The sequence below is a fragment of the Neisseria sicca genome, from assembly GCF_014054945.1.
GTDB lineage: Bacteria > Pseudomonadota > Gammaproteobacteria > Burkholderiales > Neisseriaceae > Neisseria > Neisseria sicca.
This window is the reverse complement of record NZ_CP059566.1, coordinates 2,082,550-2,106,396: the sequence shown is the minus strand read 5'-3', so window position 1 is coordinate 2,106,396 and position 23,847 is coordinate 2,082,550. Positions and strand designations below refer to the sequence as shown.

The following is a 23,847-nucleotide window of genomic DNA, read 5'->3' as shown; positions in this document are numbered from 1 at the left end:
AAACAGGTGCAGTATTTGGGTGATGATTGTATCGACTTAATCCCGAAAGACAAAAGGCGGGATTAAGACACAACAAGCAGTAAGCTTTATCAGAGTAGGAAATTCAAGTTTGATGTTCTAGTCAACGGAATGTCAGGCAAAGTCAGAGAAGTTCTTGAAATGATAGAGTCAAGTGAATAAGTGCATCAGGTGGATGCCTTGGCGATGATAGGCGACGAAGGACGTGTAAGCCTGCGAAAAGCGTGGGGGAGCTGGCAATAAAGCTATGATCCCGCGATGTCCGAATGGGGAAACCCACTGCATTCTGTGCAGTATCCTAAGTTGAATACATAGACTTAGAGAAGCGAACCCGGAGAACTGAACCATCTAAGTACCCGGAGGAAAAGAAATCAACCGAGATTCCGCAAGTAGTGGCGAGCGAACGCGGAGGAGCCTGTACGTGATAACTGTCGAGATAGAAGAACAAGCTGGGAAGCTTGACCATAGTGGGTGATAGTCCCGTATTCGAAATCTCAACGGTGGTACTAAGCGTACGAAAAGTAGGGCGGGACACGTGAAATCCTGTCTGAATATGGGGGGACCATCCTCCAAGGCTAAATACTCATCATCGACCGATAGTGAACCAGTACCGTGAGGGAAAGGCGAAAAGAACCCCGGGAGGGGAGTGAAATAGAACCTGAAACCTGATGCATACAAACAGTGGAAGCACCCTTGTGGTGTGACTGCGTACCTTTTGTATAATGGGTCAACGACTTACATTCAGTAGCGAGCTTAACCGAGTAGGGGAGGCGTAGGGAAACCGAGTCTTAATAGGGCGAACAGTTGCTGGGTGTAGACCCGAAACCGAGTGATCTATCCATGGCCAGGTTGAAGGTGCCGTAACAGGTACTGGAGGACCGAACCCACGCATGTTGCAAAATGCGGGGATGAGCTGTGGATAGGGGTGAAAGGCTAAACAAACTCGGAGATAGCTGGTTCTCCCCGAAAACTATTTAGGTAGTGCCTCGAGCAAGACACTGATGGGGGTAAAGCACTGTTATGGCTAGGGGGTTATTGCAACTTACCAACCCATGGCAAACTAAGAATACCATCAAGTGGTTCCTCGGGAGACAGACAGCGGGTGCTAACGTCCGTTGTCAAGAGGGAAACAACCCAGACCGCCAGCTAAGGTCCCAAATGATAGATTAAGTGGTAAACGAAGTGGGAAGGCCCAGACAGCCAGGATGTTGGCTTAGAAGCAGCCATCATTTAAAGAAAGCGTAATAGCTCACTGGTCGAGTCGTCCTGCGCGGAAGATGTAACGGGGCTCAAATCTATAACCGAAGCTGCGGATGCTAGTTTACTAGCATGGTAGGGGAGCGTTCTGTAGGCCGATGAAGGTGCATTGTAAAGTGTGCTGGAGGTATCAGAAGTGCGAATGTTGACATGAGTAGCGATAAAGCGGGTGAAAAGCCCGCTCGCCGAAAGCCCAAGGTTTCCTACGCAACGTTCATCGGCGTAGGGTGAGTCGGCCCCTAAGGCGAGGCAGAAATGCGTAGTCGATGGGAAACAGGTTAATATTCCTGTACTTGATTCAAATGCGATGTGGGGACGGAGAAGGTTAGGTTAGCAAGCTGTTGGAATAGCTTGTTTAAGCCGGTAGGTGGAAGACTTAGGCAAATCCGGGTCTTCTTAACACCGAGAAGTGACGACGAGTGTCTACGGACATGAAGTAACCGATACCACGCTTCCAGGAAAAGCCACTAAGCTTCAGTTTGAATCGAACCGTACCGCAAACCGACACAGGTGGGCAGGATGAGAATTCTAAGGCGCTTGAGAGAACTCGGGAGAAGGAACTCGGCAAATTGATACCGTAACTTCGGGAGAAGGTATGCCCTCTAAGGTTAAGGACTTGCTCCGTAAGCCTCGGAGGGTCGCAGAGAATAGGTGGCTGCGACTGTTTATTAAAAACACAGCACTCTGCTAACACGAAAGTGGACGTATAGGGTGTGACGCCTGCCCGGTGCTGGAAGGTTAATTGAAGATGTGAGAGCATCGGATCGAAGCCCCAGTAAACGGCGGCCGTAACTATAACGGTCCTAAGGTAGCGAAATTCCTTGTCGGGTAAGTTCCGACCCGCACGAATGGCGTAACGATGGCCACACTGTCTCCTCCCGAGACTCAGCGAAGTTGAAGTGGTTGTGAAGATGCAATCTACCCGCTGCTAGACGGAAAGACCCCGTGAACCTTTACTGTAGCTTTGCATTGGACTTTGAAGTCACTTGTGTAGGATAGGTGGGAGGCTTTGAAGCAGAGACGCCAGTCTCTGTGGAGCCGTCCTTGAAATACCACCCTGGTGTCTTTGAGGTTCTAACCCAGACCCGTAATCCGGGTCGGAGACCGTGCATGGTAGGCAGTTTGACTGGGGCGGTCTCCTCCCAAAGAGTAACGGAGGAGTTCGAAGGTTACCTAGGTCCGGTCGGAAATCGGACTGATAGTGCAATGGCAAAAGGTAGCTTAACTGCGAGACCGACAAGTCGAGCAGGTGCGAAAGCAGGACATAGTGATCCGGTGGTTCTGTATGGAAGGGCCATCGCTCAACGGATAAAAGGTACTCCGGGGATAACAGGCTGATTCCGCCCAAGAGTTCATATCGACGGCGGAGTTTGGCACCTCGATGTCGGCTCATCACATCCTGGGGCTGTAGTCGGTCCCAAGGGTATGGCTGTTCGCCATTTAAAGTGGTACGTGAGCTGGGTTTAAAACGTCGTGAGACAGTTTGGTCCCTATCTGCAGTGGGCGTTGGAAGTTTGACGGGGGCTGCTCCTAGTACGAGAGGACCGGAGTGGACGAACCTCTGGTGTACCGGTTGTAACGCCAGTTGCATAGCCGGGTAGCTAAGTTCGGAAGAGATAAGCGCTGAAAGCATCTAAGCGCGAAACTCGCCTGAAGATGAGACTTCCCTTGCGGTTTAACCGCACTAAAGAGTCGTTCGAGACCAGGACGTTGATAGGTGGGGTGTGGAAGCGCGGTAACGCGTGAAGCTAACCCATACTAATTGCTCGTGAGGCTTGACTCTATCATTTGAAGAACTTCAAATAAAAAGCTTACTGACTGATTCAGTCATCACCAAATATATTGATTAAGGCTTTGCCGATTTGTACAGTTTAAGTTTGGCGGCCATAGCGAGTTGGTCCCACGCCTTCCCATCCCGAACAGGACCGTGAAACGACTCAGCGCCGATGATAGTGTGGTTCTTCCATGCGAAAGTAGGTCACTGCCAAACACCTATTCTAAGCCCCTGACAGATGTCGGGGGCTTTTACTTTTACCCCATATTTTATTCATACCTTTACTTGAAACTCGTCATTGCCGTTCCTTGCCTTCTTGCTATGGCTGACTGCTCACGAGTGGAGATAGGCGGGTGCGACGATAGCGCAGCAGGTAAATGTGACGGATAGGGAGGGTGCGGGTAGAATAGGGATGTTGCAGAATCAATACATAAAGAGATAGTAAACCAAGAAATCTTCAGGTATCGTTTGAACGGAAACGGTAAGACGGATATGATAGCCAACTATTTTACGGTGCCGCACACACAGGCATCATCCGCATTCACAAACTATGGAGTATCTTCTTATGAAAAAATTCCTCTTTGCCGCCCTCTCCCTGCTGACCGCTTCGCTGTCGCTGGCCGCCGTCAACATCAATACCGCTTCCCCGTCCGAGTTGGAAGCCCTGCCCGGTATCGGCCCTGCCAAAGCCAAAGCCATCGTGGACTACCGTCAACAACATGGTGCCTTCAAATCGGTCGAGGAGTTGAAAAACGTCAAAGGTATCGGTGAGGGTATCTTCTCCAAACTGAAGGCGGAGGCAACCGTCACCCCCGCACCTGCCAACCCAAAAGCTAAAAACGCCGTCCCATCACCTAAAAAATAGCCTTATTTGCGTATTCATGGAATTGAAGGTGAATACGATGGCCAAACTAAAAAACGTCCAATCCCGGAAGGGAGTGGGCGTTTTTGTTTGTTGAACCGATCTTGTTACCGTGGCAAAGGGCAGGGAAAGAAAATGTAACGTTTCGGCGATTCCTACAATATTGTTACTTACCCCTTTCAGCCTTCTTTAAGTGCGCTGTAGATGGTGATACGGCTGACTTGGTAGCGGCGTACCGGGGAGGTAACGCTTTCCCTTGTGTGTAGGCCTGCTAAATGTCTTGGTGGTATAGAGTGAGGCGGGTGTTTTTGTGCGTTCATGTTTCAGTATTCGGCGGATTCGCATTTGAAATGCAACTTTCCATAACAGAAAAAGGCCAGTATGCGGTAGCATACGGCCTTTCCTGCAAGAAAGATTGCCATGAGCTACACACAACTGACCCAAGACGAACGATACCACATCCAATAACTGTCCCGCCACTGCACCGTCACCGAAATCGCCAAACAGCTTAACCGCCACAAAAGCACCATCAGCCGCAAACTCAGTCCCGAACAGGTATGCGCCTACCTGCGCAAACACCACGGGATCACACTCCATCACAGCACCGTTTACCGCTACCTCCGCCAAGACAAAAGCAACAGCGGCACTTTGTGGCAACATCTCAGAATATGCAGCAAACCCGCCTGCGTGGGGATGACGGTTCATAATGCTGATTAAAAAACCAAGCTGCCCGTAGCGTGGGTTCTATCCACGAATAAACAGAGATGATTGGATTCGGATGTTTGGGGAGAAGGTCGTGGGCGAAGCCCACGCTACGGGTTCGGTTTGTCCCAAGTCTGAGCCTATTTGACAGAAAGGTCGTCTGAAAACCGGAATACTTGGTTTTCAGACGACCTTTTTCAGGGAGCGTTTGACGCATAAAACCTATGCACCGTCAGGTTTCAGACGACCTGTGTTCACGCGCTGAGCAGGCTTTGGGCGAGGAAGCCGCCTTTTTCGACGCCGGGCAGGATGAAGAAATAGCCGCCGCCGAAGGGGCTGATGTATTCTTCCAGCGGTTCGCCGTTGAGCAGGTTTTGGACGAAGATGAAGCCGTCGGCGAGGTTGGCTTGGTAGCAGATGAACACCAAGCCGACGTCGAGCTGGCCGTTGGCGGCGAGGCCGCGGGAGTAGTTGAAGGCGCGGCGGTAGAGCAGGTGTTTTTTCATGAACTCGGGGTCGCGCGGGTTGGCGAGCCTCATGTGGCTGTCTTTGGGGGTGGTTTTGCCGTCGGGGTCTTTGGCGAAGTCGGCGGTGTCGCTCTCTTTTTTGCCGTCCATGGGGGCGCCGCTGTATTTGCGGCGGCCGAAGATTTCGGTTTGTTCCTGCAAGGGGGTTCTGTCCCAGAATTCGACGAAGTGGCGGATGAGGCGGACGGCTTGGTAGCTGCCGTTTTTCGCCCAGGCGGGTTCGTCTTGGCTGTTGGCGGCGATGCCTGTCCAGAGAACTTGGTCGGCAATTTTGGGATCGGATACGTCGGGATTGCCGGAGCCGTCGCGGAAGCCTAAGAGGTTGCGGGCGGCGATGGCGCCGGGTTCGGCTTTGGGCAGCCAGCCGTCTATGCTCCAGCGGATGACAGCGGTTTGGGCGGTGTTTTTGATGATGTCGCGCAGGGCGGCTTGGCAGGTTTCGGGGGTGAAGGCGCAGATTTGGAGGCTGAGGTCGCCGTCGCACCATGATTTTTGGAGGCGGTCGTTGGGGAAGTCGCGCATTTCTTGGAGATGACGGGGTTTTTTGTCTTTGAGTCCGAAGCGGTCGTCAAAGAGGCTGCTGCCGACGCCGACGGTGATGGTGAGGCCGTCGGGGCGGAATGTTTTGCCGAGCAGGCCGCTGCCTGCGGGGGGGAGTTTTTCGTCGCCGTCTTGGTATTCGCCGCCTTGGGTGAGGAATTCGATGCGGGCGGTGAGGGTGCGGAAGAGGTTTTCGAGTTGTTTGGGGTCTTTGGCGGTTACGTCGAAGGCGCACATGATGCCGAAGAGTTGGTGCGGGGTGGTGATGCCGGCTTGGTGCGTGCCGTAGCAGGGGTAGGCTTGCGGGGAGTGTTCGTTGAGACGGGTCTCGGCGGCGGTTTCGCCTTGTTGTTTGCCGGCGAACCAGCCTGCCGCGCCGGCTGCGCCTGCGGCAAGGACGGTTTTGAACAGGGTGCGTTTGGTCGGTTGGGTGGGTTGTGAGTTGTCTTGGCTCATGGCGGAGTCCTTTGCGGGGATTCGGGCTGCGGTATGTACGCGGTTGTTTTGTTTAAGTTTGCTATTTTGAATTTTCAGACGACGTTTAAGGTCGTCTGAAAACTTTGAATCATCGATCAATCCAATAAATGGTAAGGGATGCGCGATTTCCACGTGCGTGGCTGCGCCACACACCCTACCTGTTCTTCTACCGGAGGATTAGCGGACCTCCGAAATGCTTGCATTTGGGGCAAACCAAGCTTCGCAGGAAGCTGAATCTTGGAACGGCGATACAGCTAACCCGTTTAATTTTTGATACGGCTGTCAGCAGGGGCAGGTTGGGTTGGCAAACCCGATCCAGCCTACGATTTCTGTATTCGGGTTTTTCGCGGGCAAAGCCCACGCTACGGCCTTTCCCTTTTCGTGGGAGAGGGCATCAGCGATAAGTTTTCAGACGACCCCTTGTATCTCAAAAGGTCGTCTGAAACGGGCGGGTAAAAAGTTTATTTGAGACCCAGTGTGCCGCGCAGTTGGCTCAGGTCTTCGGCAAGGGCGTTAATCGGTGCCTGAAGGGTTTTGCGGTCTTCGTCGCTGAGTTTGTCGTAGGTTTCAAAGCCGTCTTTGGTTTTGTATTTGGCGAGGATGTCGGTTACTTGTTTGAAGTTGGCATCGACTTTCTCGAGCAGGGCTTTGTTTTTCTCGGCAATCATCGGACGGAAGAGTTCGACGATTTTTTGCGCGCCTTCGATGTTGGCTTGGAAGTCGCTCAAGTCGGTGTGGCTGTAACGGTCTTCTTCGCCGCTGATTTTGCTGCCGGCAACTTCTTCAATCAACACTGCCGCGCCGCCGACGACTTTGTTTGGCGGGAAGGAGAGGGCGTCGATTTCTTTTTGCAGGGATTCAACGTCTTTCATGAGTTTGTCGGCAATGTCTTTCACGCCGGATACGTCTTTTTTGACCCACAGGGCGTGTTCGATGCGGTGGAAGCCGGTGAAGGCCGCGTCTTCGGTTTTGTCTTTGAAGTCGTCTTCACGCGCGTCGATGGCGGGGTCGAGTTCGTTGAAGAGTTCGGCAATCGGCTCGATGCGTTCGTAGTGGGTGCGGGCGGCGGCAAACAGGGATTTGGCTTTTTCAATGTCGCCCGCTTTGACGGCGTCGGTGAAGGCTTTGGTTTTGGCAACCAGCTCTTTGGCTTCGCCTTGGACGTAAACTTTATAGTCGGCAAGCGGTTTGGCGAGTTTTTCCAAATCGGCTTCGTTGCCGGTGTCTTTAAAGCCGCTGTCGGTTACTACCAATTTGCCGCGCGGGTTGGTCAAGAGGCCGCAAGTCATTTCGTATTCGCCCGGCAGCAGGGTAACGGTCATTTTGTCGGAAAGTCCGGGGGCGATGTTTTCGCGTTCGTCAACCACCATCACGCCTTTGAGGATTTCCCATTCGAGCTTGCGGCCGCTGTTGTTTTTGATGTTGAACACGACTTGTCCGCTCGGTACGGTCAGTTCCATCGGTTCGCAAGCGGTGTCGTTCACGCCGACGTTGACGGTGCCGTCGGCATTCGCGCTTGATGCACCTGACGCGGCAGGCGCGGATTTTTCCGCTTCGGGCGGTTGACACGCGGTCAGACCCAAAGCCAGCATCACGGATAAAGCAGTTATATTGAGTTTTTTCATTTCAAACCTCTTTGGCATGTTGATAAGAATGAGATACGGAATTTTTGAGCGCCACTAATGGCTTTCAGACGACTTCTGCACCGCGGCGGGCCTGCTGCCGTGCAGAAACCAAATCATTACCGGAACCAAATACAGCAGCCAAGCCAGCACCTCGCCCTGCGTCGGGTGGTCGGTATAGCCGAAGAAGCCGCCGAGCAGCACGCCCAGCGGGCTGTCTTCATGCAGGTATTTGGAAGAATCAAACACCACCTCTTGCAGGTGGTTCCACACGCCCGCCTCATGCAGCGCACGCAGCGAACCGGCCACCAAACCGGCGGCCACCACAATCAAAAACGCGCCCGTCCAGCGGAAAAACTTCGCCAGATTCAGACGCATACCGCCCTGATAAATCAGCGCGCCGATGACCACTGCGGCCAGCAGCCCCAATACCGCGCCGACGGGCATAGACCAAGTCGGACTCTGCTGAAACACCGCCAAGAGGAAAAACACACTCTCCAGCCCCTCGCGTGCCACAGCCAGAAACGCCATACCGACCAAAGCCCAGCCTTGACCGTTGCCGCGGTTTAAGGCCGTCTGAACCGAATCCTGAAGCTGCTGCTTCATCGAACGGGCGGCTTTTTTCATCCATAAAATCATATAAGTCAGCATCGCCACCGCCACCAAACCGATAACGCCGACCACAAATTCCTGCTCCTTCTGCGGAATCTCGCCCGTTGCCGAATGGATGCCGTATCCGATGCCCAAACACATCAGCGCAGCCAAAGCCACGCCCAGCCACACCTTAGGCATCAGCCGCGAATGTCCCGACTGTTTCAAAAAACCCGCGACGATACCGACGATTAAAGCCGCCTCGATGCCCTCGCGCAACATAATCAAAAAAGCAATCAACATATATAAAACAAACCTTAAAACTTAATATCCATATAAGGACCAAAACCAGTCCATTTTGCCTTCACCGCATTCGGATTCACACGCAGCAAATATTCATGAAGCCTATCGAAACCTTCATGGCCGAACCACAGGCTTCCCTTCGGACAACTGTTCCGCAATACAAAAGCTCGCGGCTGAAAAACTTGTTACGGCTAAAACAAATGAGCGTGTCACCGTCCAACGCCCTAAAGAAGAAAGAGAAGAAAAGGGCTATCGGTATCAGCATGACGGACATGACAAACCTCTCTAAAAAATTCAGACGATCCCAGTTAGACAGGGCAGTAGAAATTTTGTTTGAAAATATCGGGTTTGAAATACTGTCTGATACGCCAAAAATATCTATCGGATATCTGATTCCGCCGTCTCTTTATCTCAAGTCTGACAAAGTACCGCCATCTGTCTGTCTTAAAAGTAAGAGTTTATAAACGGAGTCGCACAAATGCAAATAATTTTTATTATTTCATCAGTAAACCATTATTTAAACAAGCCAAAAGGCAGCGTCAGAATTTACCGCAAAACAAAGCGAATCAACGTCATACGTTTTCCCGGAAACGCTGTTTGTCCGTATGTCTGGGAATATTGGAACACCAATAAGCTAAATAAAAAGGTCGTCTGAAAATCCGAATATCGAGGTTTCAGACGACCTTCCCTTCATGTCGATTACCATTCCATCCACCTGATTAAAGAAATGATGCCGAGCATGATGACGACCGTTATCGAAATCCAGAAAATCGGAGGACGGCTGTCGGATTCGGCGGGTTTGACGGGTTTTACCCAGCCTTTTTTGTAGAGAAGGATGGGGAGAAGCATCATCAAGATGCCTAGAAGCAAAAGTATTTGGAAATTATTCATTCACTTTGAAGCCCTTTATCGTTTATGGCGGACAGTTCGCATAATTGGACTGCTTTACTTCTTAAGGTAGGGGCCGGGGTAAAAAGTTCGTCATAATTATTAATTTGATAAATTAAGCACCTATCCCTGGTCTTCCAAACAGGGAGGTTTTTTATTGATTCTTTCTGCGTTCGGCTGAGACGGCGTCCTTATTCTGTGTACCCGTCCGATGGGAGGCGGAAGGAAGCATTCCTGATGCCAATTTATGGCAAAAGGTCGTCTGAAAACCTTGATTGATATTGGTTTTCAGACGACCTTTTGATGTCGGCGCAAAACAGTTTACTTGAATTTGTAAGTGTATTGCAGGCCGATGATGTCGGCGTGGTTTTTGAAGTGCGCGCTGGATGCGCCTTTGCTGTCTACATCGCTGCCGGTGGCTCGGGCGGTGTGGTAGCGGGTGTCGTTGATGTGGATGTGGCTGTAAGCGGCATCGAGGACGTGGTTTTTACCGATATGGTATTTCGCGCCGAGCGAGAACCAGATGCGGTTGCCGTCGGGCAGGCTGTTCATGCGGTAGCCGGCGTTTTTGACGGGCGAGCGGTCAAAGGCGATACCTGCGCGCAGTTGCAGCGGGTCGGTCACTTGGTAAGAACCGCCGAGCGCGACTTTGTAAGTGTTGCGCCAGTTGGGGGTGATAACGGTGCGGTCGGATTTGCCGTTGACGACGTTTTTGGTGTTTTCAAAAACCAGTTCCGCTTTGTTGAAGCGGCTGTGGCGCGTCCAAGTTACATCGCTGAACAGGTTGAATTTGTCGGTGGCTTTGTACATGCCGTGAACGGACAGTGATTCGGGGGTTACAATTTTGACACTTGCTTTTTCATGCGGAACGTAACCGCGGGCGGCAAGTGCGCCCAAATCCCAAGCGCGGCGGGCGTATGCGCCGTCGGCTTCCCATTCTGCCGAGCCTTTTAGGGTGTGGGTTACTTTGGAGCGGTAGTTCACGCCAACCCGTGCGCGGTCGTTGATGTCCCACATCCAAGCAAGTTGATAGCCGAAGCCCCAGTCGTGACCTTTTACTTCGGCGTGTCCGTCAGATTTGCCTTGCGCGCTGACGGAGACAGGGCGGCCGGCGGCGCGTGAGGCAAGACCGCTGGCAAGTTGGCTGATGGAGCCGGAGGCGTCCCAGTCGGAATATTTGCGCAATTCGGCTTTGGAATATTGGGCAATCAGGCCTGCGCCGAAAGCGTGGTTTTCATTGGCTTTCCAAGCGACGACCGGTTCGATGTCGACGCTGGTGAGGCTCAGTTTGTTGATGTTGTGGCGCAGTACGGAATCTTTTTCGTATTCGGTGGCAGAGCCGAAGGGGACGTACACGCCCAAGCCTAAAGTTACATCGTCATTGACTTTGTATGCGCCGTAGAAGTGCGGGGCGACGGTGGTTTTGGTGATTTTGCCGCTTTTCGAGCCGGAAACATCGCCGCCTTGATAGTATTGTGCGGAATCGGCTTCGTAGTGGATGCTGGGGATGACGATGTTAGCGTTGACGGAAACTTGGCTGCTGTCGAGTTTGGACAGGCCGGCAGGGTTGTAGAAGATGGTCGATGCGTCGGCGGCTTCTGCGCCGGAAGAGTTGGCAGTACCTTGCGCGTTGACCGACTGCGTACCGAAATGGTAGCCCGAAGCGTGGACTGCGCCGGAGAAGAAGACTGCGCTGAGTAAGATTACGGTTTGTTTGATGGGTGAGTGTGTCATTTTCTTGTACCTGCGTGTAAATAATAAAGAGGTCGTCTGAAACAAACGCCTCCGTATCAGGAGAGGGCTGACGGTTTGGAATCGGCATGTTGAATTGAAACGATGGTCCTTGAAGCGAAAATCCTGCAAGCTGCTTTTGCGCGAATTTTGAGGCTGAAGGACGGCGGTTTTCAATCAAAATACGGTTGTTTCCTAACGGTCATTCCGTTTGATTAGTGTAGGTACTCGATTCTATACCACGTTATCGCGTTTGCCTAATATTTTTGGACGCTTTCGGAAAAACTTGTGTGTTGCGTAGATAGGAGAGGGCGGGACTGTGGTAAAGATGTCATTGCGGGGTTTATTGATGACTTGGTTCCCTCTATATAGAGCTTTATGCACGAATACCCTGATAAACAAAAATAAATTTGCCATCTTTTTTATGAAAACGACCTTCTAGAGTTAGGTCAGTTTCCTTGTTATCTGCATATAAACAGCATTCGATTCCTATAACTTCTTCTGTACCATTCATTTCATATGTTTCAAATATTGCCCTATTATCATTTCGTGCGGTCAATGCTATTGCTTTGGGAGGTAATGATAATTTTTTAGCTAAAAGATTTTCATCATCCAGTTCTTCCAAAATTTCCTCATACACACCTTTGTTAATCTGAAATTTGATTTCGAGTTGTTTAAAATCTCTCTGATTAAATAAATTTAGAAATTCTTCTATAAGGTCAAAAAAATTATCTTTCATTTGATCTTTGGGCATATTCATCTCTTTCTTATTGAAAGTTGATTGGTTGAAGCTCTTACATTAGCCCTCAAGCCTGTTAGATATTCTCCAGCTTTCAAAGCAGCACACTTTTCTGTCTTTGCGTCTAGACTTGGGGTTCTTAAAAATTATAGACTCCTAGTGTTTCAGTGCTCAAAAATCTTGCTTCAAAAGAAAACGAAAGGTCGTCTGAAAACCCGTTTCCAAGTTTTCAGACGACCTCTTATTTATCTGCCGTTTGTGTATCGATTATTTAACGCGCAATACTTCCAGCGTATTGGTCGAACCGGATTCGCGCATTTGCGAACCGCTGGTGATGATGTATTGGTCGCCGGAGCTTAAGATTTTATGTTCGACCAACATGGCTTCCACTTCGTTCAGCGCGGTATCGTGGTCGGTGCTGGTCGCCAAAATCAGCGGGCGCACGCCGCGGTACATCGCCATACGGCGTTGGGCGGAAATGCTCGGGGTCAGCGCGAAAATCGGCAAAGTGATGTTGTGGCGGCTGACTTCGAAGGCGGTCGAACCGCTTTCAGTCAGGGCGACGATGGCTTTGGCGTGAACCGCGCGCGCCACGCTGACCGCGCCGCCGGCAATCGCCAAGTTGGTGCTGACGGCTTCGGGATACTCGACCTGTTCGGCAACGCCGTTGAGCGAATCTTGTTCTTTTTCCGCAGCGGCGCAAATAATCGCCATTTGGCTGACGGTTTCAAACGGATACGCGCCGACGGCGGTTTCGGCGGAACACATCACCGCATCGGTGCCGTCCAATACCGCGTTTGCCACATCGCTGACTTCCGCGCGGGTCGGGACGGGGTTGGTGATCATGGATTCCATCATTTGGGTTGCCGTAATGCTGAAGCGGCGCAATTCGCGTGCGCGGCGGATCATGCGTTTTTGCAGGGCGGGGACGGCTGCGTGTCCGACTTCGACCGCCAAGTCGCCGCGCGCTACCATGATACCGTCGCTGGCGAGGATGATTTCGTCCAAGTTTTCAATCGCTTCCACACGTTCGATTTTGGAAACCAAACCGGGGCGAACGGCAGTACTGCCTTTCATTTCTTCTTCGACTTTGGCGCGGGCAGTGTGTAAATCTTCGGCGGATTTCACAAAGCTGATGGCGAGGTAGTCGCAACCGATGGCAATCGCGGTTTTCAGGTCGCGGAAGTCTTTCTCGGTCAACGCGCCTGCGGACAAACCGCCGCCGCGCTTATTGATACCTTTGTTGCTTTTCAACACATGGCTGTTTTCAACTTTAGTAACAATCTTACTGCCTTCAACGGATTCCACGGTCAAAGTCAGCAAACCGTCGTCCAACCACAAAACATCGCCTGCAACGACATCATTAGGCAGGTCGCGGTAATCCAAACCGACCGCGTCGCGCGTGCCTTCGCCTTCGAGCGCGGCATCAAGTACCAGCGTTTCGCCTTTGTTCAATTCAATGCTGCCGCCGGCGATTTTGCCGACGCGGATTTTCGGACCTTGCAAGTCGGCGAGGATGGCGATTTCCTGTCCGGCGCGTTTTGCCGCTTCACGCACGATGCGGGCGTTTTCCTGATGGAATTCAGGCGTGCCGTGGCTGAAGTTGAAACGGACGACATTCAGACCGCCTACACGGATCATGTCTTCCAACAACTGGACATTGTTGCTGCCCGGCCCCAACGTAGCGACGATTTTGGTGTTGTGGCTGATGCGGGTTACATCGCGTTTTGCATTACTCATGTGAAGCGTCCTTTCGGTCAATCCGTTGATAAATGGCATACGGCTTTGTTGGAAAATTACAAAATAGCATCCCAACGTCGTCTGAAATTGTAAATCTAAAACTTACGTCGAGACATCCAAGCCGTAAATCATGATGCAAATTAATATTTTGGGATTTTACTCCCAAAGTTAAATGATTGGTGGAAAATTACAGGATTTTATGACTTAGGCTAAATTTAATTTTACATACGTTTGAGGCGGCAATCCGCTACAATACCGTCTGCCACTTTTCAGACGACCCTTCTTAAATGGATGTATATAGTGTGAATAGGTCGTCTGAAACCACATTAGTTTCCATCCGTATCTTCTTCATCATTATTAGACACAACCATGCTAAGACGAATGCTCACTTCTTTGCCTATAGGTATTATGCTTGCCGATATGGTTTATGGTTTCGTTTTAAATATCGTTCAAGGGCTTAACCTTCAGCAGCAAGCGGCTCCTGCTTCAGACGGCGGACTGGCGGTAACGCCCGACATCGCGTTCAACAGCCTGCAAATCGTTGCAAACGGCGGCATGGTCATCATCATCGGGTTCGGATTGATTGTCTTGTTACAGCTAAACCGTACAGTGCTAAAACGTCAGATTTTGCCCATCGGTATTTTCCGGACGCTCGGACTGATTGCCGTGTTGGCTTTCAGCGTGCCTTCGTTGTGGGAGTGGTTTAATGCCGCATTGACCCTGTCGGCAGGAGGAAACATCCTCAATACCGGCAATCCGCGTTATTTGGTTTCCGCTTTATGTATGCCCTTAATTGCCTTATTATGTTTGGTACGGTTGTTTGGTTGGTATAAATTGCACACGCGCCAGCCCGAGCAAAACCCACCGACGGAGTTGCAGAAATAGCATTCTCGGTATGAAACGTATCCGAGTAGCGTAAAATAACCATGTATTGAGAAGAGGTCGTCTGAAATTTTGTTGTAGATGAAATTTCAGACGACCTTTTATATCGTTGAACAACAATTAAGACTGTCAAAATTCAGAACAGAATATCGATGGATTGGATAAAACCCAAATCGCTCGGATGACAGTAAATAATCTGCGGCAAGCCTAAGATTTTTCTTGAAAACTTCTTTATTGTCGTGGTATAGTGCAGGGCTTGGTACAAATGTGCCAAGTTTTATCATTGTCCAAAGGCAGGCCAATCGTAGCCCGCCCCTTTACTTTAAAAGGAAAATAATCATGACTTTAGGTCTGGTTGGACGCAAAGTTGGTATGACCCGTGTGTTCGACGAACAGGGTGTTTCTGTTCCGGTAACCGTTTTGGATATGTCTGCCAACCGCGTTACACAAGTAAAATCCAAAGATACTGACGGCTATACTGCCGTTCAAGTTACCTTTGGTCAGAAAAAAGCTAACCGTGTCAACAAAGCCGAAGCCGGACACTTTGCAAAAGCAGGTGTTGAAGCCGGTCGCGGTTTGATCGAGTTTGCTTTGGCTGAAGAAAAACTGGCTGAATTGAAAGCCGGTGACGAAATCACCGTTTCTATGTTTGAAGTCGGTCAACTGGTCGATGTAACCGGTACCTCTAAAGGTAAAGGTTTCTCCGGTACGATCAAACGTCATAACTTCGGTGCCCAGCGTACTTCCCACGGTAACTCCCGTTCTCACCGTGTTCCAGGTTCTATCGGTATGGCGCAAGACCCAGGTCGCGTGTTCCCCGGTAAACGCATGGCTGGTCAATACGGCAACACCAAAGCAACTGTTCAAAAACTGGAAGTTGTCCGTGTTGATGCAGAACGCCAACTGCTGTTGGTTAAGGGTGCTGTTCCGGGTGCGGTCAACAGCGATGTTGTAGTTCGTCCTAGCGTGAAAGTAGGTGCGTAATGGAATTGAAAGTAATTGACGCTAAAGGACAAGTTTCAGGCAGTCTGTCTGTTTCTGATGCTTTGTTCGCTCGCGAATACAATGAAGCGTTGGTTCATCAGCTGGTAAATGCCTACTTGGCAAACGCCCGCTCTGGCAACCGTGCTCAAAAAACCCGTGCCGAAGTAAAACACTCAACCAAAAAACCATGGCGCCAAAAAGGTACCGGCCGTGCCCGTTCCGGTATGACTTCTTCTCCGCTGTGGCGTAAAGGTGGTCGTGCGTTCCCGAACAAACCCGACGAAAACTTCACTCAAAAAGTAAACCGTAAAATGTACCGTGCCGGTATGGCGACTATCCTGTCCCAATTGGCCCGTGACGAGCGTTTGTTTGCTATCGAAGCTTTGACTGCTGAAACTCCTAAAACCAAAGTTTTTGCTGAACAAGTGAAAAATCTGGGTCTGGAGCAAGTGCTGTTTGTAACCAAACAGCTCGATGAGAATGTTTACTTGGCTTCACGCAACTTGCCAAACGTGTTGGTTTTGGAAGCTCAACAAGTTGATCCTTACAGCTTGCTGCGTTACAAAAAAGTAATCATCACTAAAGATGCAGTTGCACAATTAGAGGAGCAATGGGTATGAATCAACAACGTTTGACTCAAGTGATTTTGGCACCTATCGTTTCTGAAAAAAGCAACGTATTGGCTGAAAAACGCAACCAAATGACGTTTAAAGTTTTGGCAAATGCAACCAAACCTGAAATCAAAGCGGCTGTTGAGCTGCTGTTCGGTGTTCAAGTTGCTTCTGTAACTACCGTTACCATTAAAGGTAAAACTAAGCGTTTTGGTCGTACTTTGGGCCGCCGCAGCGATGTTAAAAAAGCTTATGTAAGCTTGGCTGCCGGTCAAGAGTTGGATTTGGAAGCCGCTGCTGCAGCTGCAGATAAGGAATAAACAAAATGGCAATTGTTAAAATGAAGCCAACTTCTGCAGGCCGTCGCGGCATGGTTCGCGTGGTAACAGAAGGTTTGCACAAAGGTGCGCCTTATGCACCTTTGCTCGAAAAGAAAAATTCTACTGCCGGTCGTAACAATAATGGTCATATCACCACTCGTCACAAAGGCGGCGGTCATAAACACCATTACCGTGTTGTAGACTTTAAACGTAACAAAGACGGTATCCCTGCAAAAGTAGAGCGTATTGAATACGATCCTAACCGTACTGCCTTCATTGCACTGTTGTGCTATGCAGACGGTGAGCGTCGCTACATCATCGCTCCTCGCGGTATTCAAGCCGGTGCTGTATTGGTTTCCGGTGCTGAAGCTGCCATCAAAGTAGGTAACACCCTGCCGATCCGCAACATCCCCGTTGGTACAACTATCCACTGTATCGAAATGAAACCTGGCAAAGGTGCTCAAATTGCACGTTCTGCCGGTGCTTCTGCGGTATTGCTGGCTAAAGAAGGCGCATACGCTCAAGTCCGTCTGCGCTCTGGCGAAGTTCGTAAAATCAACGTAGATTGCCGTGCAACCATCGGTGAAGTCGGTAACGAAGAGCAAAGCCTGAAAAAAATCGGTAAAGCCGGTGCCAATCGTTGGCGCGGTATTCGTCCGACCGTTCGTGGTGTTGTCATGAACCCTGTCGATCACCCGCATGGTGGTGGTGAAGGTCGTACCGGTGAAGCTCGCGAACCAGTTAGCCCATGGGGTACTCCTGCTAAAGGCTACCGCACTCGTAATAACAAACGCACGGATAACATGATTGTTCGTCGTCGTTACTCAAATAAAGGTTAATTAGTATGGCTCGTTCATTGAAAAAAGGCCCATATGTAGACCTGCATTTGCTGAAAAAAGTAGATGCTGCTCGTGCAAGCAACGACAAGCGCCCGATTAAAACTTGGTCTCGTCGTTCTACCATTCTGCCTGATTTTATCGGTCTGACCATTGCTGTACACAACGGCCGCACCCATGTGCCCGTGTTTATCAGCGATAACATGGTTGGTCATAAATTAGGTGAATTCTCATTGACCCGTACCTTTAAAGGCCACTTGGCTGATAAAAAGGCTAAAAAGAAATAAGGTGAATCATGAGAGTAAATGCACAACATAAAAATGCCCGTATTTCAGCTCAAAAAGCTCGTTTGGTAGCTGATTTGATCCGTGGTAAAGACGTTGCCCAAGCTTTGAATATTTTGACTTTCAGCCCTAAAAAAGGTGCTGAGTTGATTAAAAAAGTATTGGAATCAGCTATTGCTAATGCCGAGCACAATAACGGTGCCGACATTGATGAGTTGAAAGTGGTCACTATCTTTGTTGACAAAGGTCCAAGCTTGAAACGTTTCCAAGCTCGTGCCAAAGGTCGCGGTAACCGCATTGAAAAACAAACTTGTCATATCAATGTGACAGTGGGCAACTAAGGAAAAGCTATGGGACAAAAGATTAACCCTACAGGCTTTCGCCTGGCGGTAACTAAAGACTGGGCTTCAAAATGGTTTGCTAAAAGCACCGACTTTTCTGCTGTTTTGAAGCAAGATATTGATGTTCGTAACTACCTGCGTAAAAAATTGGCGAATGCTTCTGTTGGTCGCGTAGTTATTGAGCGTCCTGCGAAATCTGCACGTATTACTATTCACTCTGCTCGTCCAGGCGTAGTAATTGGTAAAAAAGGTGAGGATATCGAAGTTCTGAAGCGTGATCTGCAAGCCCTGATGGGTGTGCCTGTTCATGTGAATATCGAAGAAATCCGTAAACCTGAATTGGATGCGCAAATTATTGCTGATGGTATTGCACAGCAATTGGAAAAACGCGTTCAATTCCGCCGTGCTATGAAACGCGCTATGCAAAATGCTATGCGTTCAGGAGCAAAAGGTATCAAGATCATGACCTCAGGTCGTCTGAATGGTGCAGATATTGCTCGTAGCGAATGGTATCGTGAAGGTCGAGTACCTCTGCATACTTTGCGCGCAAACGTAGATTATGCAACTAGCGAAGCTCATACTACTTATGGCGTGCTGGGTCTGAAAGTTTGGGTCTATACTGAAGGTAATGTAAAGACTTCAGCTAAACCTGAGCATGAAAAGAAACAAAGAAAGGCAGGTGGACGTAATGCTGCAGCCAACTAGACTGAAATACCGCAAGCAACAAAAAGGTCGCAATACTGGTATTGCTACCCGCGGTAACAAAGTAAGTTTCGGTGAGTTCGGTTTGAAAGCCGTTGGTCGCGGTCGTTTGACTGCCCGCCAAATCGAAGCTGCTCGTCGTACAATGACTCGCCACATTAAACGTGGTGGTCGTATTTGGATTCGTGTATTCCCTGATAAACCAATTACTGAAAAACCTATTCAAGTTCGTATGGGTGGCGGTAAAGGTAACGTGGAATATTACATTGCCGAAATCAAACCAGGCAAAGTGTTGTATGAGATGGACGGTGTTCCAGAGGCTTTGGCTCGTGAAGCATTTGAATTAGCTGCTGCCAAATTGCCTATTCCTACGACCTTTGTAGTAAGACAGGTAGGTCAATAATGAAAGCAAATGAATTGAAAGACAAATCTATTGAGCAATTAAATGCAGATTTGTTGGACTTGTTGAAAGCTCAGTTTGGCTTACGTATGCAAAACGCAACTGGTCAATTGGGTAAACCAAGCGAATTAAAACGTGTACGTCGCGATATTGCTCGTATTAAAACCATTTTAACTGAAAAAGGTGCTAAGTAATGAGCGAAAATAAAAATGTTCGTACTTTGCAAGGCAAAGTGGTAAGCGACAAAATGGACAAAACTGTGACAGTATTGGTTGAACGTAAAGTAAAACATCCTCTGTACGGTAAAATTATCCGTTTATCAACTAAAATCCATGCCCATGATGAAAATAATCAATATGGAATTGGTGATGTTGTAGTAATTGCGGAATCTCGTCCACTGTCAAAAACCAAATCTTGGGTTGTTAAAGAACTGGTTGAGAAAGCACGTACTGTTTAAAATTTAAGACAGTTAGCTTTAATAAGAAACGAAGTGTTGCGCCAAAGTGAATTTGCGTGTAAACTTCGTTTCTTATCTTTCAGTTTCTTCTGGAAGTTTCTTCCCTTCGGGATCCAAGACTGGTTTACTAGAACCGTAATGGTTTCATTTAGTTAGCTCAATTGAAATAAGTGGGCGAGTTATATGAAAATGGTAAATTAAGTTGGTTAATTTAAAGGTACTAATATGATTCAAATGCAGACCATCTTAGATGTGGCTGATAACTCTGGTGCGCGTCGTGTGATGTGCATCAAAGTGTTGGGCGGATCTAAGCGTCGCTACGCTTCTGTTGGCGATATTATTAAAGTCGCAGTTAAAGATGCGGCCCCGCGTGGTCGTGTTAAAAAAGGTGATGTGTACAATGCAGTTGTTGTTCGTACTGCTAAAGGTGTGCGTCGTCCTGATGGTGCGTTGATTAAATTTGATAACAACGCCGCCGTGTTGTTAAACAATAAACTTGAACCTCTGGGTACCCGTATTTTTGGTCCGGTAACCCGTGAGTTGCGTACTGAGCGATTTATGAAAATCGTTTCATTAGCGCCTGAAGTATTATAAGGAATAGCGCGATGAATAAAATCATTAAAGGTGACCAAGTTGTTGTGATCACTGGTAAGGATAAAGGTAAGCAAGGTCAAGTAGTTCGCGTATTAGGTGGCAAGGTTGTTATTGAAGGTATTAACGTCGTAAAACGTCACCAAAAACCTAATCCGATGCGTGGTATTGAGGGTGGTATTGTTGCTAAAGAAATGCCGTTGGATATTTCTAATGTTGCAATCCTGAATCCGGAAACTAATAAAGCAGACCGTGTTGGTATTAAACTGATTGAGAATGAAGGCAAAGTTAAGCGCGTTCGTTTCTTCAAATCAAATGGCTCTGTTATTGGAGCATAAGGAGATAACATGGCTCGTTTGAGAGAGTTTTATAAAGATACAGTTGTTCCTGAACTGATTAAACAATTTGGTTACAAGTCAGTAATGGAAGTTCCCCGTATTGAAAAAATTACTTTAAATATGGGTGTCGGAGAAGCTGTTGCAGATAAAAAAGTTATGGAACACGCGGTATCTGACTTAGAGAAAATTGCTGGTCAAAAACCAGTCGTTACTGTTGCTCGTAAATCTATCGCAGGTTTTAAGATTCGCGATAATTATCCTGTCGGTTGCAAAGTAACATTGCGCCGTGATCAAATGTTTGAATTCTTGGATCGTTTGATTACTATTGCATTACCTCGTGTACGTGACTTCCGTGGTGTAAGTGGCAAATCATTTGATGGTCGTGGTAATTACAACATGGGTGTTCGCGAGCAAATCATTTTCCCGGAAATTGAATACGATAAAATTGATGCTTTGCGTGGTTTGAATATTACTATTACAACTACTGCAAAAACTGATGAGGAAGCTAAAGCTTTATTGTCACTGTTCAAGTTTCCGTTTAAAGGATAATCATGGCTAAGAAAGCACTTATTAATCGTGAACTGAAACGTCAAGCCCTGGCGAAAAAGTTTGCAGCCAAACGTGAGGCAATTTTTGCTGTTATTAATGATGCGAATGCAACTGAAGAGGAGCGTTTTGAAGCTCGTCTGAAATTCCAATCCATTCCGCGTAATGCAGCTCCTGTACGTCAACGCCGTCGTTGTGCTTTGACAGGTCGTCCTCGTGGTACTTTCCGTAAATTCGGTTTGGGTCGTATTAAAATCCGCGAAATCGCTATGCGTGGCGAGATTCCTGGTGTTGTTAAAGCTAGCTGGTAATAGGAGTATTAATAATGAGTATGCATGATCCTATTTCCGATATGTTGACTCGTATTCGTAATGCGCAACGTGCCAATAAGGTAGCAGTTGCCATGCCTTCCTCTAAATTAAAGTGTGCAATTGCAAAAGTCTTGAAAGAGGAAGGTTATATCGAGGATTTTTCGGTTTCTGCTGATGCGAAGCCGGTATTGGAAATTCAATTGAAATATTATGCAGGCCGTCCTGTGATTGAGCAAATTAAACGTGTTTCACGTCCGGGTTTGCGTATTTACAAAGCTTCTAGCGAAATTCCCAATGTTATGAATGGATTGGGTATCGCTATTGTTAGTACTTCTAAAGGTGTGATGACTGACCGCAAGGCTCGTTCTGAGGGCGTCGGTGGTGAGTTGTTGTGCATCGTAGCCTAGTGGAGAAAAGTAAATGTCACGTGTCGCAAAAAACCCAGTGACTGTTCCTGCTGGTGTAGAAGTAAAATTTGGAACAGAAGCATTGGTTATCAAGGGTAAGAATGGCGAGTTGGCCTTTCCTTTGCCTTCTAATGTCGTCATTGAATTAAACGATGGTAAATTAACTTTTGCTGCAAAAAATGACAGTAAGCAGGCAAATGCTATGTCAGGTACTGCTCGTGCATTAGTTAATAATATGGTCAAAGGTGTTTCAGAAGGTTTTGAGAAAAAACTACAATTGATTGGTGTGGGTTACCGTGCTCAAGCTCAAGGCAAAGTTTTGAATTTGTCTTTGGGTTTTTCTCATCCAATCGTATATGAAATGCCTGAAGGTGTTTCTGTTCAAACTCCTAGCCAAACAGAGATCATTTTGACTGGTGCAGATAAACAAGTGGTTGGTCAAGTCGCTGCTGAAATTCGTGCATTCCGTTCTCCTGAGCCTTATAAAGGTAAGGGTGTTCGTTATGTAGGTGAAGTGGTAGTGATGAAAGAAGCCAAGAAAAAATAATTGAGGTTCACTAATGGATAAACATACAACCCGACTCCGTCGTGCACGCAAAACCCGTGCACGTATTGCGGACTTGAAAATGGTAAGATTATGTGTGTTCCGTAGCAATAATCATATTTATGCTCAAGTAATTAGTGCTGAAGGTGATAAAGTATTGGCTCAAGCCTCTACATTGGAAGCTGAAGTGCGTGGTAGTCTGAAATCTGGTGGCAACGTCGAGGCAGCTGCAGTAGTAGGAAAGCGCATTGCTGAGAAAGCTAAAGCAGTAGGCGTAGAAAAAGTTGCTTTTGATCGTTCAGGTTTCCAATATCACGGTCGTGTGAGAGCTTTGGCTGAAGCCGCACGTGAAAATGGTTTAAGCTTCTAATAATTGGAGACTTTCAGATGGCAAAACATGAAATTGAAGAACGTGGTGACGGCCTGATTGAAAAAATGGTCGCAGTTAATCGCGTAACTAAAGTAGTTAAAGGTGGTCGTATCATGGCTTTCTCTGCGCTAACTGTTGTTGGTGATGGGGATGGTCGTATTGGTATGGGTAAAGGTAAGTCAAAAGAAGTGCCGGTAGCTGTTCAAAAAGCAATGGATCAGGCTCGTCGCTCTATGATTAAAGTACCTCTAAAAAATGGTACGATTCATCATGAGGTTATTGGACGTCATGGCGCTACTAAAGTCTTTATGCAACCCGCTAAAGAAGGTAGTGGTGTAAAGGCAGGTGGTCCTATGCGCTTAGTTTTTGATGCTATGGGTATTCATAACATTTCTGCTAAAGTGCATGGTTCTACAAACCCTTATAACATTGTACGAGCTACATTAGACGGCTTGTCTAAGTTATATACACCTGCTGATATCGCTGCTAAACGTGGCCTAACAGTGGAAGACATTTTGGGAGCAAACCATGACTGAGCAAAAAAAGATTAAAGTTACATTGGTGAAGAGCCTGATTGGTACAATTGAATCTCATCGTGCATGTGCTCGTGGTTTAGGTTTGCGCCATCGTGAGCATACAGTAGAGGTTTTAGATACCCCTGAAAACCGTGGTATGATTAACAAAATCAGCTACTTGTTGAAAGTGGAGTCTTGATATGTTTCTAAATTCTATTCAACCTGCTGAGGGGGCTACTCACGCTCGTCGTCGTGTAGGTCGTGGTATTGGTAGTGGTTTAGGTAAAACTGGTGGCTGTGGTCATAAAGGTCAAAAAAGCCGTTCTGGTGGTTTTCATAAAGTAGGTTTCGAAGGCGGTCAAATGCCTTTGCAACGTCGCCTGCCAAAACGTGGTTTCAAATCTTTGACTGCTGCTGCTAATGCTGAGATTCGTTTGAGTGAATTGAACTTGCTCGCTGTGAATGAGATTGATGTATTAGTTCTCAAGCAAGCCGGGTTGGTTCCTACAACTGTTTCCAATGTGAAAGTTATTGCCTCTGGTGTGCTTTCAAAAGCTGTTGTCCTGAGGGGCATTAAAGCCACTAAAGGGGCTAAAGCAGCAATTGAAGCTGCTGGTGGTAAAGTGGAAGAATAAGG

The 23,847-nt window shown here is 48.2% G+C and carries 30 protein-coding genes, 2 rRNA genes and 2 pseudogenes; 26 read left to right on the top strand and 8 right to left on the bottom strand.

Going from position 1 to position 23,847, the window contains the following annotated elements; genetic code table 11:
- The first annotated feature begins 166 nt into the window (after positions 1-166).
- The 3 genes from H3L95_RS10060 (at position 167) to H3L95_RS10050 (ending at position 3,914) form a co-directional block, all read left to right on the top strand.
- Positions 167-3,058 (top strand): 23S ribosomal RNA (locus H3L95_RS10060).
- A gap of 93 nt (positions 3,059-3,151) precedes the next feature.
- Positions 3,152-3,265, top strand: a 5S ribosomal RNA gene (gene rrf / locus H3L95_RS10055).
- A gap of 349 nt (positions 3,266-3,614) precedes the next feature.
- Entirely contained in the window at positions 3,615-3,914 is a 300-nt protein-coding gene (locus tag H3L95_RS10050) for a ComEA family DNA-binding protein (protein WP_040668782.1), read from the top strand.
- A 185-nt stretch (positions 3,915-4,099) separates the two neighbouring features.
- Here the strand turns inward: H3L95_RS10050 and H3L95_RS14315 are convergent.
- Positions 4,100-4,224, bottom strand: a pseudogene (locus tag H3L95_RS14315) (IS481 family transposase); the annotation flags it as partial.
- A 155-nt stretch (positions 4,225-4,379) separates the two neighbouring features.
- Between H3L95_RS14315 and H3L95_RS10045 the strand changes: the two are divergent.
- Positions 4,380-4,592 (top strand): annotated as a pseudogene (locus H3L95_RS10045) (IS30 family transposase); the annotation flags it as partial.
- Between the two features lie 275 nt (positions 4,593-4,867).
- Here the strand turns inward: H3L95_RS10045 and efeB are convergent.
- The 3 genes from efeB to efeU all read right to left on the bottom strand — a co-directional run bounded on the left by efeB (position 4,868) and on the right by efeU (position 8,673).
- A complete protein-coding gene (efeB, locus tag H3L95_RS10040; RefSeq protein WP_040668781.1) occupies positions 4,868-6,136 on the bottom strand; it encodes an iron uptake transporter deferrochelatase/peroxidase subunit in 1,269 nt (422 codons plus the stop codon).
- 482 nt (positions 6,137-6,618) lie between these two features.
- On the bottom strand, positions 6,619-7,782 hold the full coding sequence (gene efeO, locus H3L95_RS10035) for an iron uptake system protein EfeO (RefSeq protein ID WP_040668779.1): 1,164 nt from the start codon (positions 7,780-7,782) through the stop codon (positions 6,619-6,621).
- Positions 7,783-7,836: 54 nt separating this feature from the next.
- A complete protein-coding gene (gene efeU / locus H3L95_RS10030; protein WP_003759754.1) occupies positions 7,837-8,673 on the bottom strand; it encodes an iron uptake transporter permease EfeU in 837 nt (278 codons plus the stop codon).
- Between the two features lie 95 nt (positions 8,674-8,768).
- On the opposite strand from efeU, the gene H3L95_RS10025 reads away from it, so the two are divergent.
- Positions 8,769-9,137, top strand: a complete 369-nt coding sequence (locus tag H3L95_RS10025; protein WP_003759753.1) for a hypothetical protein — start codon at positions 8,769-8,771, stop codon at positions 9,135-9,137.
- 235 nt (positions 9,138-9,372) lie between these two features.
- Here H3L95_RS10025 and H3L95_RS10020 read toward each other — a convergent pair whose 3' ends face one another.
- The 4 genes from H3L95_RS10020 to pyk all read right to left on the bottom strand — a co-directional run bounded on the left by H3L95_RS10020 (position 9,373) and on the right by pyk (position 13,771).
- On the bottom strand, positions 9,373-9,564 hold the full coding sequence (locus tag H3L95_RS10020) for a hypothetical protein (protein WP_003759749.1): 192 nt from the start codon (positions 9,562-9,564) through the stop codon (positions 9,373-9,375).
- Positions 9,565-9,882: 318 nt separating this feature from the next.
- On the bottom strand, positions 9,883-11,295 hold the full coding sequence (locus H3L95_RS10015; RefSeq protein WP_003759746.1) for an OmpP1/FadL family transporter: 1,413 nt from the start codon (positions 11,293-11,295) through the stop codon (positions 9,883-9,885).
- 373 nt (positions 11,296-11,668) lie between these two features.
- Positions 11,669-12,046, bottom strand: coding sequence for a hypothetical protein (locus H3L95_RS10010; protein ID WP_241429735.1), 378 nt, complete (start codon positions 12,044-12,046; stop codon positions 11,669-11,671).
- A gap of 252 nt (positions 12,047-12,298) precedes the next feature.
- The gene (gene pyk / locus H3L95_RS10005; protein WP_040668777.1) at positions 12,299-13,771 is read right to left on the bottom strand and encodes a pyruvate kinase; all 1,473 of its coding nucleotides are present in this window, start codon (positions 13,769-13,771) and stop codon (positions 12,299-12,301) included.
- 381 nt (positions 13,772-14,152) lie between these two features.
- Between pyk and H3L95_RS10000 the strand changes: the two genes are divergently transcribed.
- The 21 genes from H3L95_RS10000 (at position 14,153) to rplO (ending at position 23,845) form a co-directional block, all read left to right on the top strand.
- Positions 14,153-14,656: a hypothetical protein gene (locus tag H3L95_RS10000; protein WP_003759739.1), complete on the top strand. Its 504-nt coding sequence runs from the start codon at positions 14,153-14,155 to the stop codon at positions 14,654-14,656.
- Positions 14,657-14,992: 336 nt separating this feature from the next.
- A complete protein-coding gene (gene rplC, locus H3L95_RS09995; protein WP_040668774.1) occupies positions 14,993-15,637 on the top strand; it encodes a 50S ribosomal protein L3 in 645 nt (214 codons plus the stop codon).
- The gene (rplD, locus tag H3L95_RS09990; RefSeq protein ID WP_002218573.1) at positions 15,637-16,257 is read left to right on the top strand and encodes a 50S ribosomal protein L4; all 621 of its coding nucleotides are present in this window, start codon (positions 15,637-15,639) and stop codon (positions 16,255-16,257) included. Before rplC ends, rplD begins: the two co-directional genes overlap by 1 nt.
- Positions 16,254-16,568, top strand: a complete 315-nt coding sequence (gene rplW / locus H3L95_RS09985) for a 50S ribosomal protein L23 (protein ID WP_182096148.1) — start codon at positions 16,254-16,256, stop codon at positions 16,566-16,568. The genes rplD and rplW overlap by 4 nt, the downstream gene beginning before the upstream one ends.
- Positions 16,569-16,573: 5 nt before the next feature.
- Positions 16,574-17,407, top strand: a complete 834-nt coding sequence (gene rplB, locus H3L95_RS09980; protein ID WP_003742892.1) for a 50S ribosomal protein L2 — start codon at positions 16,574-16,576, stop codon at positions 17,405-17,407.
- Positions 17,408-17,412: 5 nt separating this feature from the next.
- Complete coding sequence (rpsS, locus tag H3L95_RS09975) at positions 17,413-17,691, top strand: 30S ribosomal protein S19 (protein ID WP_002215422.1); 279 nt, start codon at positions 17,413-17,415, stop codon at positions 17,689-17,691.
- Positions 17,692-17,699: 8 nt separating this feature from the next.
- Positions 17,700-18,029, top strand: a complete 330-nt coding sequence (gene rplV / locus H3L95_RS09970; RefSeq protein ID WP_003675877.1) for a 50S ribosomal protein L22 — start codon at positions 17,700-17,702, stop codon at positions 18,027-18,029.
- A gap of 9 nt (positions 18,030-18,038) precedes the next feature.
- Positions 18,039-18,734, top strand: coding sequence for a 30S ribosomal protein S3 (rpsC, locus tag H3L95_RS09965; protein ID WP_003675878.1), 696 nt, complete (start codon positions 18,039-18,041; stop codon positions 18,732-18,734).
- Positions 18,718-19,134, top strand: a complete 417-nt coding sequence (gene rplP, locus H3L95_RS09960) for a 50S ribosomal protein L16 (protein WP_003675880.1) — start codon at positions 18,718-18,720, stop codon at positions 19,132-19,134. The genes rpsC and rplP overlap by 17 nt, the downstream gene beginning before the upstream one ends.
- Positions 19,134-19,325: a 50S ribosomal protein L29 gene (gene rpmC, locus H3L95_RS09955; RefSeq protein WP_003675882.1), complete on the top strand. Its 192-nt coding sequence runs from the start codon at positions 19,134-19,136 to the stop codon at positions 19,323-19,325. The genes rplP and rpmC overlap by 1 nt, the downstream gene beginning before the upstream one ends.
- Entirely contained in the window at positions 19,325-19,588 is a 264-nt protein-coding gene (gene rpsQ / locus H3L95_RS09950; RefSeq protein WP_003707145.1) for a 30S ribosomal protein S17, read from the top strand. The genes rpmC and rpsQ overlap by 1 nt, the downstream gene beginning before the upstream one ends.
- Before the next feature lie 225 nt (positions 19,589-19,813).
- Positions 19,814-20,182 carry a 50S ribosomal protein L14 gene (gene rplN, locus H3L95_RS09945; protein ID WP_002215434.1) on the top strand — a complete coding sequence of 123 codons (369 nt, stop codon included), beginning with the start codon at positions 19,814-19,816 and terminating at the stop codon, positions 20,180-20,182.
- An 11-nt stretch (positions 20,183-20,193) separates the two neighbouring features.
- The gene (rplX, locus tag H3L95_RS09940) at positions 20,194-20,517 is read left to right on the top strand and encodes a 50S ribosomal protein L24 (RefSeq protein ID WP_003759726.1); all 324 of its coding nucleotides are present in this window, start codon (positions 20,194-20,196) and stop codon (positions 20,515-20,517) included.
- 9 nt (positions 20,518-20,526) lie between these two features.
- On the top strand, positions 20,527-21,066 hold the full coding sequence (rplE, locus tag H3L95_RS09935) for a 50S ribosomal protein L5 (protein ID WP_003759725.1): 540 nt from the start codon (positions 20,527-20,529) through the stop codon (positions 21,064-21,066).
- A 2-nt stretch (positions 21,067-21,068) separates the two neighbouring features.
- Positions 21,069-21,374, top strand: a complete 306-nt coding sequence (rpsN, locus tag H3L95_RS09930) for a 30S ribosomal protein S14 (protein ID WP_003684736.1) — start codon at positions 21,069-21,071, stop codon at positions 21,372-21,374.
- Between the two features lie 14 nt (positions 21,375-21,388).
- Positions 21,389-21,781: a 30S ribosomal protein S8 gene (gene rpsH / locus H3L95_RS09925; protein WP_003759723.1), complete on the top strand. Its 393-nt coding sequence runs from the start codon at positions 21,389-21,391 to the stop codon at positions 21,779-21,781.
- Between the two features lie 13 nt (positions 21,782-21,794).
- A complete protein-coding gene (gene rplF, locus H3L95_RS09920; RefSeq protein WP_003759722.1) occupies positions 21,795-22,328 on the top strand; it encodes a 50S ribosomal protein L6 in 534 nt (177 codons plus the stop codon).
- 13 nt (positions 22,329-22,341) lie between these two features.
- Entirely contained in the window at positions 22,342-22,695 is a 354-nt protein-coding gene (gene rplR / locus H3L95_RS09915) for a 50S ribosomal protein L18 (protein WP_003759720.1), read from the top strand.
- A 17-nt stretch (positions 22,696-22,712) separates the two neighbouring features.
- On the top strand, positions 22,713-23,231 hold the full coding sequence (gene rpsE, locus H3L95_RS09910; protein ID WP_003684704.1) for a 30S ribosomal protein S5: 519 nt from the start codon (positions 22,713-22,715) through the stop codon (positions 23,229-23,231).
- Complete coding sequence (gene rpmD, locus H3L95_RS09905; protein ID WP_003759717.1) at positions 23,224-23,409, top strand: 50S ribosomal protein L30; 186 nt, start codon at positions 23,224-23,226, stop codon at positions 23,407-23,409. The genes rpsE and rpmD overlap by 8 nt, the downstream gene beginning before the upstream one ends.
- A 1-nt stretch (position 23,410) precedes the next feature.
- On the top strand, positions 23,411-23,845 hold the full coding sequence (rplO, locus tag H3L95_RS09900) for a 50S ribosomal protein L15 (RefSeq protein WP_003759715.1): 435 nt from the start codon (positions 23,411-23,413) through the stop codon (positions 23,843-23,845).
- The last annotated feature ends 2 nt before the right edge of the window (positions 23,846-23,847 follow it).

Excerpts from the sequence above, each read along its gene's own strand:
- H3L95_RS10050 (WP_040668782.1), top strand. The coding sequence starts at position 3,615 with ATGAAAAAATTCCTCTTTGCCGCCCTCTCCCTGCTGACCGCTTCGCTG.
- efeB (WP_040668781.1), bottom strand. The coding sequence starts at position 6,136 with ATGAGCCAAGACAACTCACAACCCACCCAACCGACCAAACGCACCCTG.
- efeO (WP_040668779.1), bottom strand. The coding sequence starts at position 7,782 with ATGAAAAAACTCAATATAACTGCTTTATCCGTGATGCTGGCTTTGGGT.
- efeU (WP_003759754.1), bottom strand. The coding sequence starts at position 8,673 with ATGTTGATTGCTTTTTTGATTATGTTGCGCGAGGGCATCGAGGCGGCT.
- H3L95_RS10025 (WP_003759753.1), top strand. The coding sequence starts at position 8,769 with ATGAAGCCTATCGAAACCTTCATGGCCGAACCACAGGCTTCCCTTCGG.
- H3L95_RS10020 (WP_003759749.1), bottom strand. The coding sequence starts at position 9,564 with ATGAATAATTTCCAAATACTTTTGCTTCTAGGCATCTTGATGATGCTT.
- H3L95_RS10015 (WP_003759746.1), bottom strand. The coding sequence starts at position 11,295 with ATGACACACTCACCCATCAAACAAACCGTAATCTTACTCAGCGCAGTC.
- H3L95_RS10010 (WP_241429735.1), bottom strand. The coding sequence starts at position 12,046 with ATGCCCAAAGATCAAATGAAAGATAATTTTTTTGACCTTATAGAAGAA.
- pyk (WP_040668777.1), bottom strand. The coding sequence starts at position 13,771 with ATGAGTAATGCAAAACGCGATGTAACCCGCATCAGCCACAACACCAAA.
- H3L95_RS10000 (WP_003759739.1), top strand. The coding sequence starts at position 14,153 with ATGCTCACTTCTTTGCCTATAGGTATTATGCTTGCCGATATGGTTTAT.
- rplC (WP_040668774.1), top strand. The coding sequence starts at position 14,993 with ATGACTTTAGGTCTGGTTGGACGCAAAGTTGGTATGACCCGTGTGTTC.
- rplD (WP_002218573.1), top strand. The coding sequence starts at position 15,637 with ATGGAATTGAAAGTAATTGACGCTAAAGGACAAGTTTCAGGCAGTCTG.
- rplW (WP_182096148.1), top strand. The coding sequence starts at position 16,254 with ATGAATCAACAACGTTTGACTCAAGTGATTTTGGCACCTATCGTTTCT.
- rplB (WP_003742892.1), top strand. The coding sequence starts at position 16,574 with ATGGCAATTGTTAAAATGAAGCCAACTTCTGCAGGCCGTCGCGGCATG.
- rpsS (WP_002215422.1), top strand. The coding sequence starts at position 17,413 with ATGGCTCGTTCATTGAAAAAAGGCCCATATGTAGACCTGCATTTGCTG.
- rplV (WP_003675877.1), top strand. The coding sequence starts at position 17,700 with ATGAGAGTAAATGCACAACATAAAAATGCCCGTATTTCAGCTCAAAAA.
- rpsC (WP_003675878.1), top strand. The coding sequence starts at position 18,039 with ATGGGACAAAAGATTAACCCTACAGGCTTTCGCCTGGCGGTAACTAAA.
- rplP (WP_003675880.1), top strand. The coding sequence starts at position 18,718 with ATGCTGCAGCCAACTAGACTGAAATACCGCAAGCAACAAAAAGGTCGC.
- rpmC (WP_003675882.1), top strand. The coding sequence starts at position 19,134 with ATGAAAGCAAATGAATTGAAAGACAAATCTATTGAGCAATTAAATGCA.
- rpsQ (WP_003707145.1), top strand. The coding sequence starts at position 19,325 with ATGAGCGAAAATAAAAATGTTCGTACTTTGCAAGGCAAAGTGGTAAGC.
- rplN (WP_002215434.1), top strand. The coding sequence starts at position 19,814 with ATGATTCAAATGCAGACCATCTTAGATGTGGCTGATAACTCTGGTGCG.
- rplX (WP_003759726.1), top strand. The coding sequence starts at position 20,194 with ATGAATAAAATCATTAAAGGTGACCAAGTTGTTGTGATCACTGGTAAG.
- rplE (WP_003759725.1), top strand. The coding sequence starts at position 20,527 with ATGGCTCGTTTGAGAGAGTTTTATAAAGATACAGTTGTTCCTGAACTG.
- rpsN (WP_003684736.1), top strand. The coding sequence starts at position 21,069 with ATGGCTAAGAAAGCACTTATTAATCGTGAACTGAAACGTCAAGCCCTG.
- rpsH (WP_003759723.1), top strand. The coding sequence starts at position 21,389 with ATGAGTATGCATGATCCTATTTCCGATATGTTGACTCGTATTCGTAAT.
- rplF (WP_003759722.1), top strand. The coding sequence starts at position 21,795 with ATGTCACGTGTCGCAAAAAACCCAGTGACTGTTCCTGCTGGTGTAGAA.
- rplR (WP_003759720.1), top strand. The coding sequence starts at position 22,342 with ATGGATAAACATACAACCCGACTCCGTCGTGCACGCAAAACCCGTGCA.
- rpsE (WP_003684704.1), top strand. The coding sequence starts at position 22,713 with ATGGCAAAACATGAAATTGAAGAACGTGGTGACGGCCTGATTGAAAAA.
- rpmD (WP_003759717.1), top strand. The coding sequence starts at position 23,224 with ATGACTGAGCAAAAAAAGATTAAAGTTACATTGGTGAAGAGCCTGATT.
- rplO (WP_003759715.1), top strand. The coding sequence starts at position 23,411 with ATGTTTCTAAATTCTATTCAACCTGCTGAGGGGGCTACTCACGCTCGT.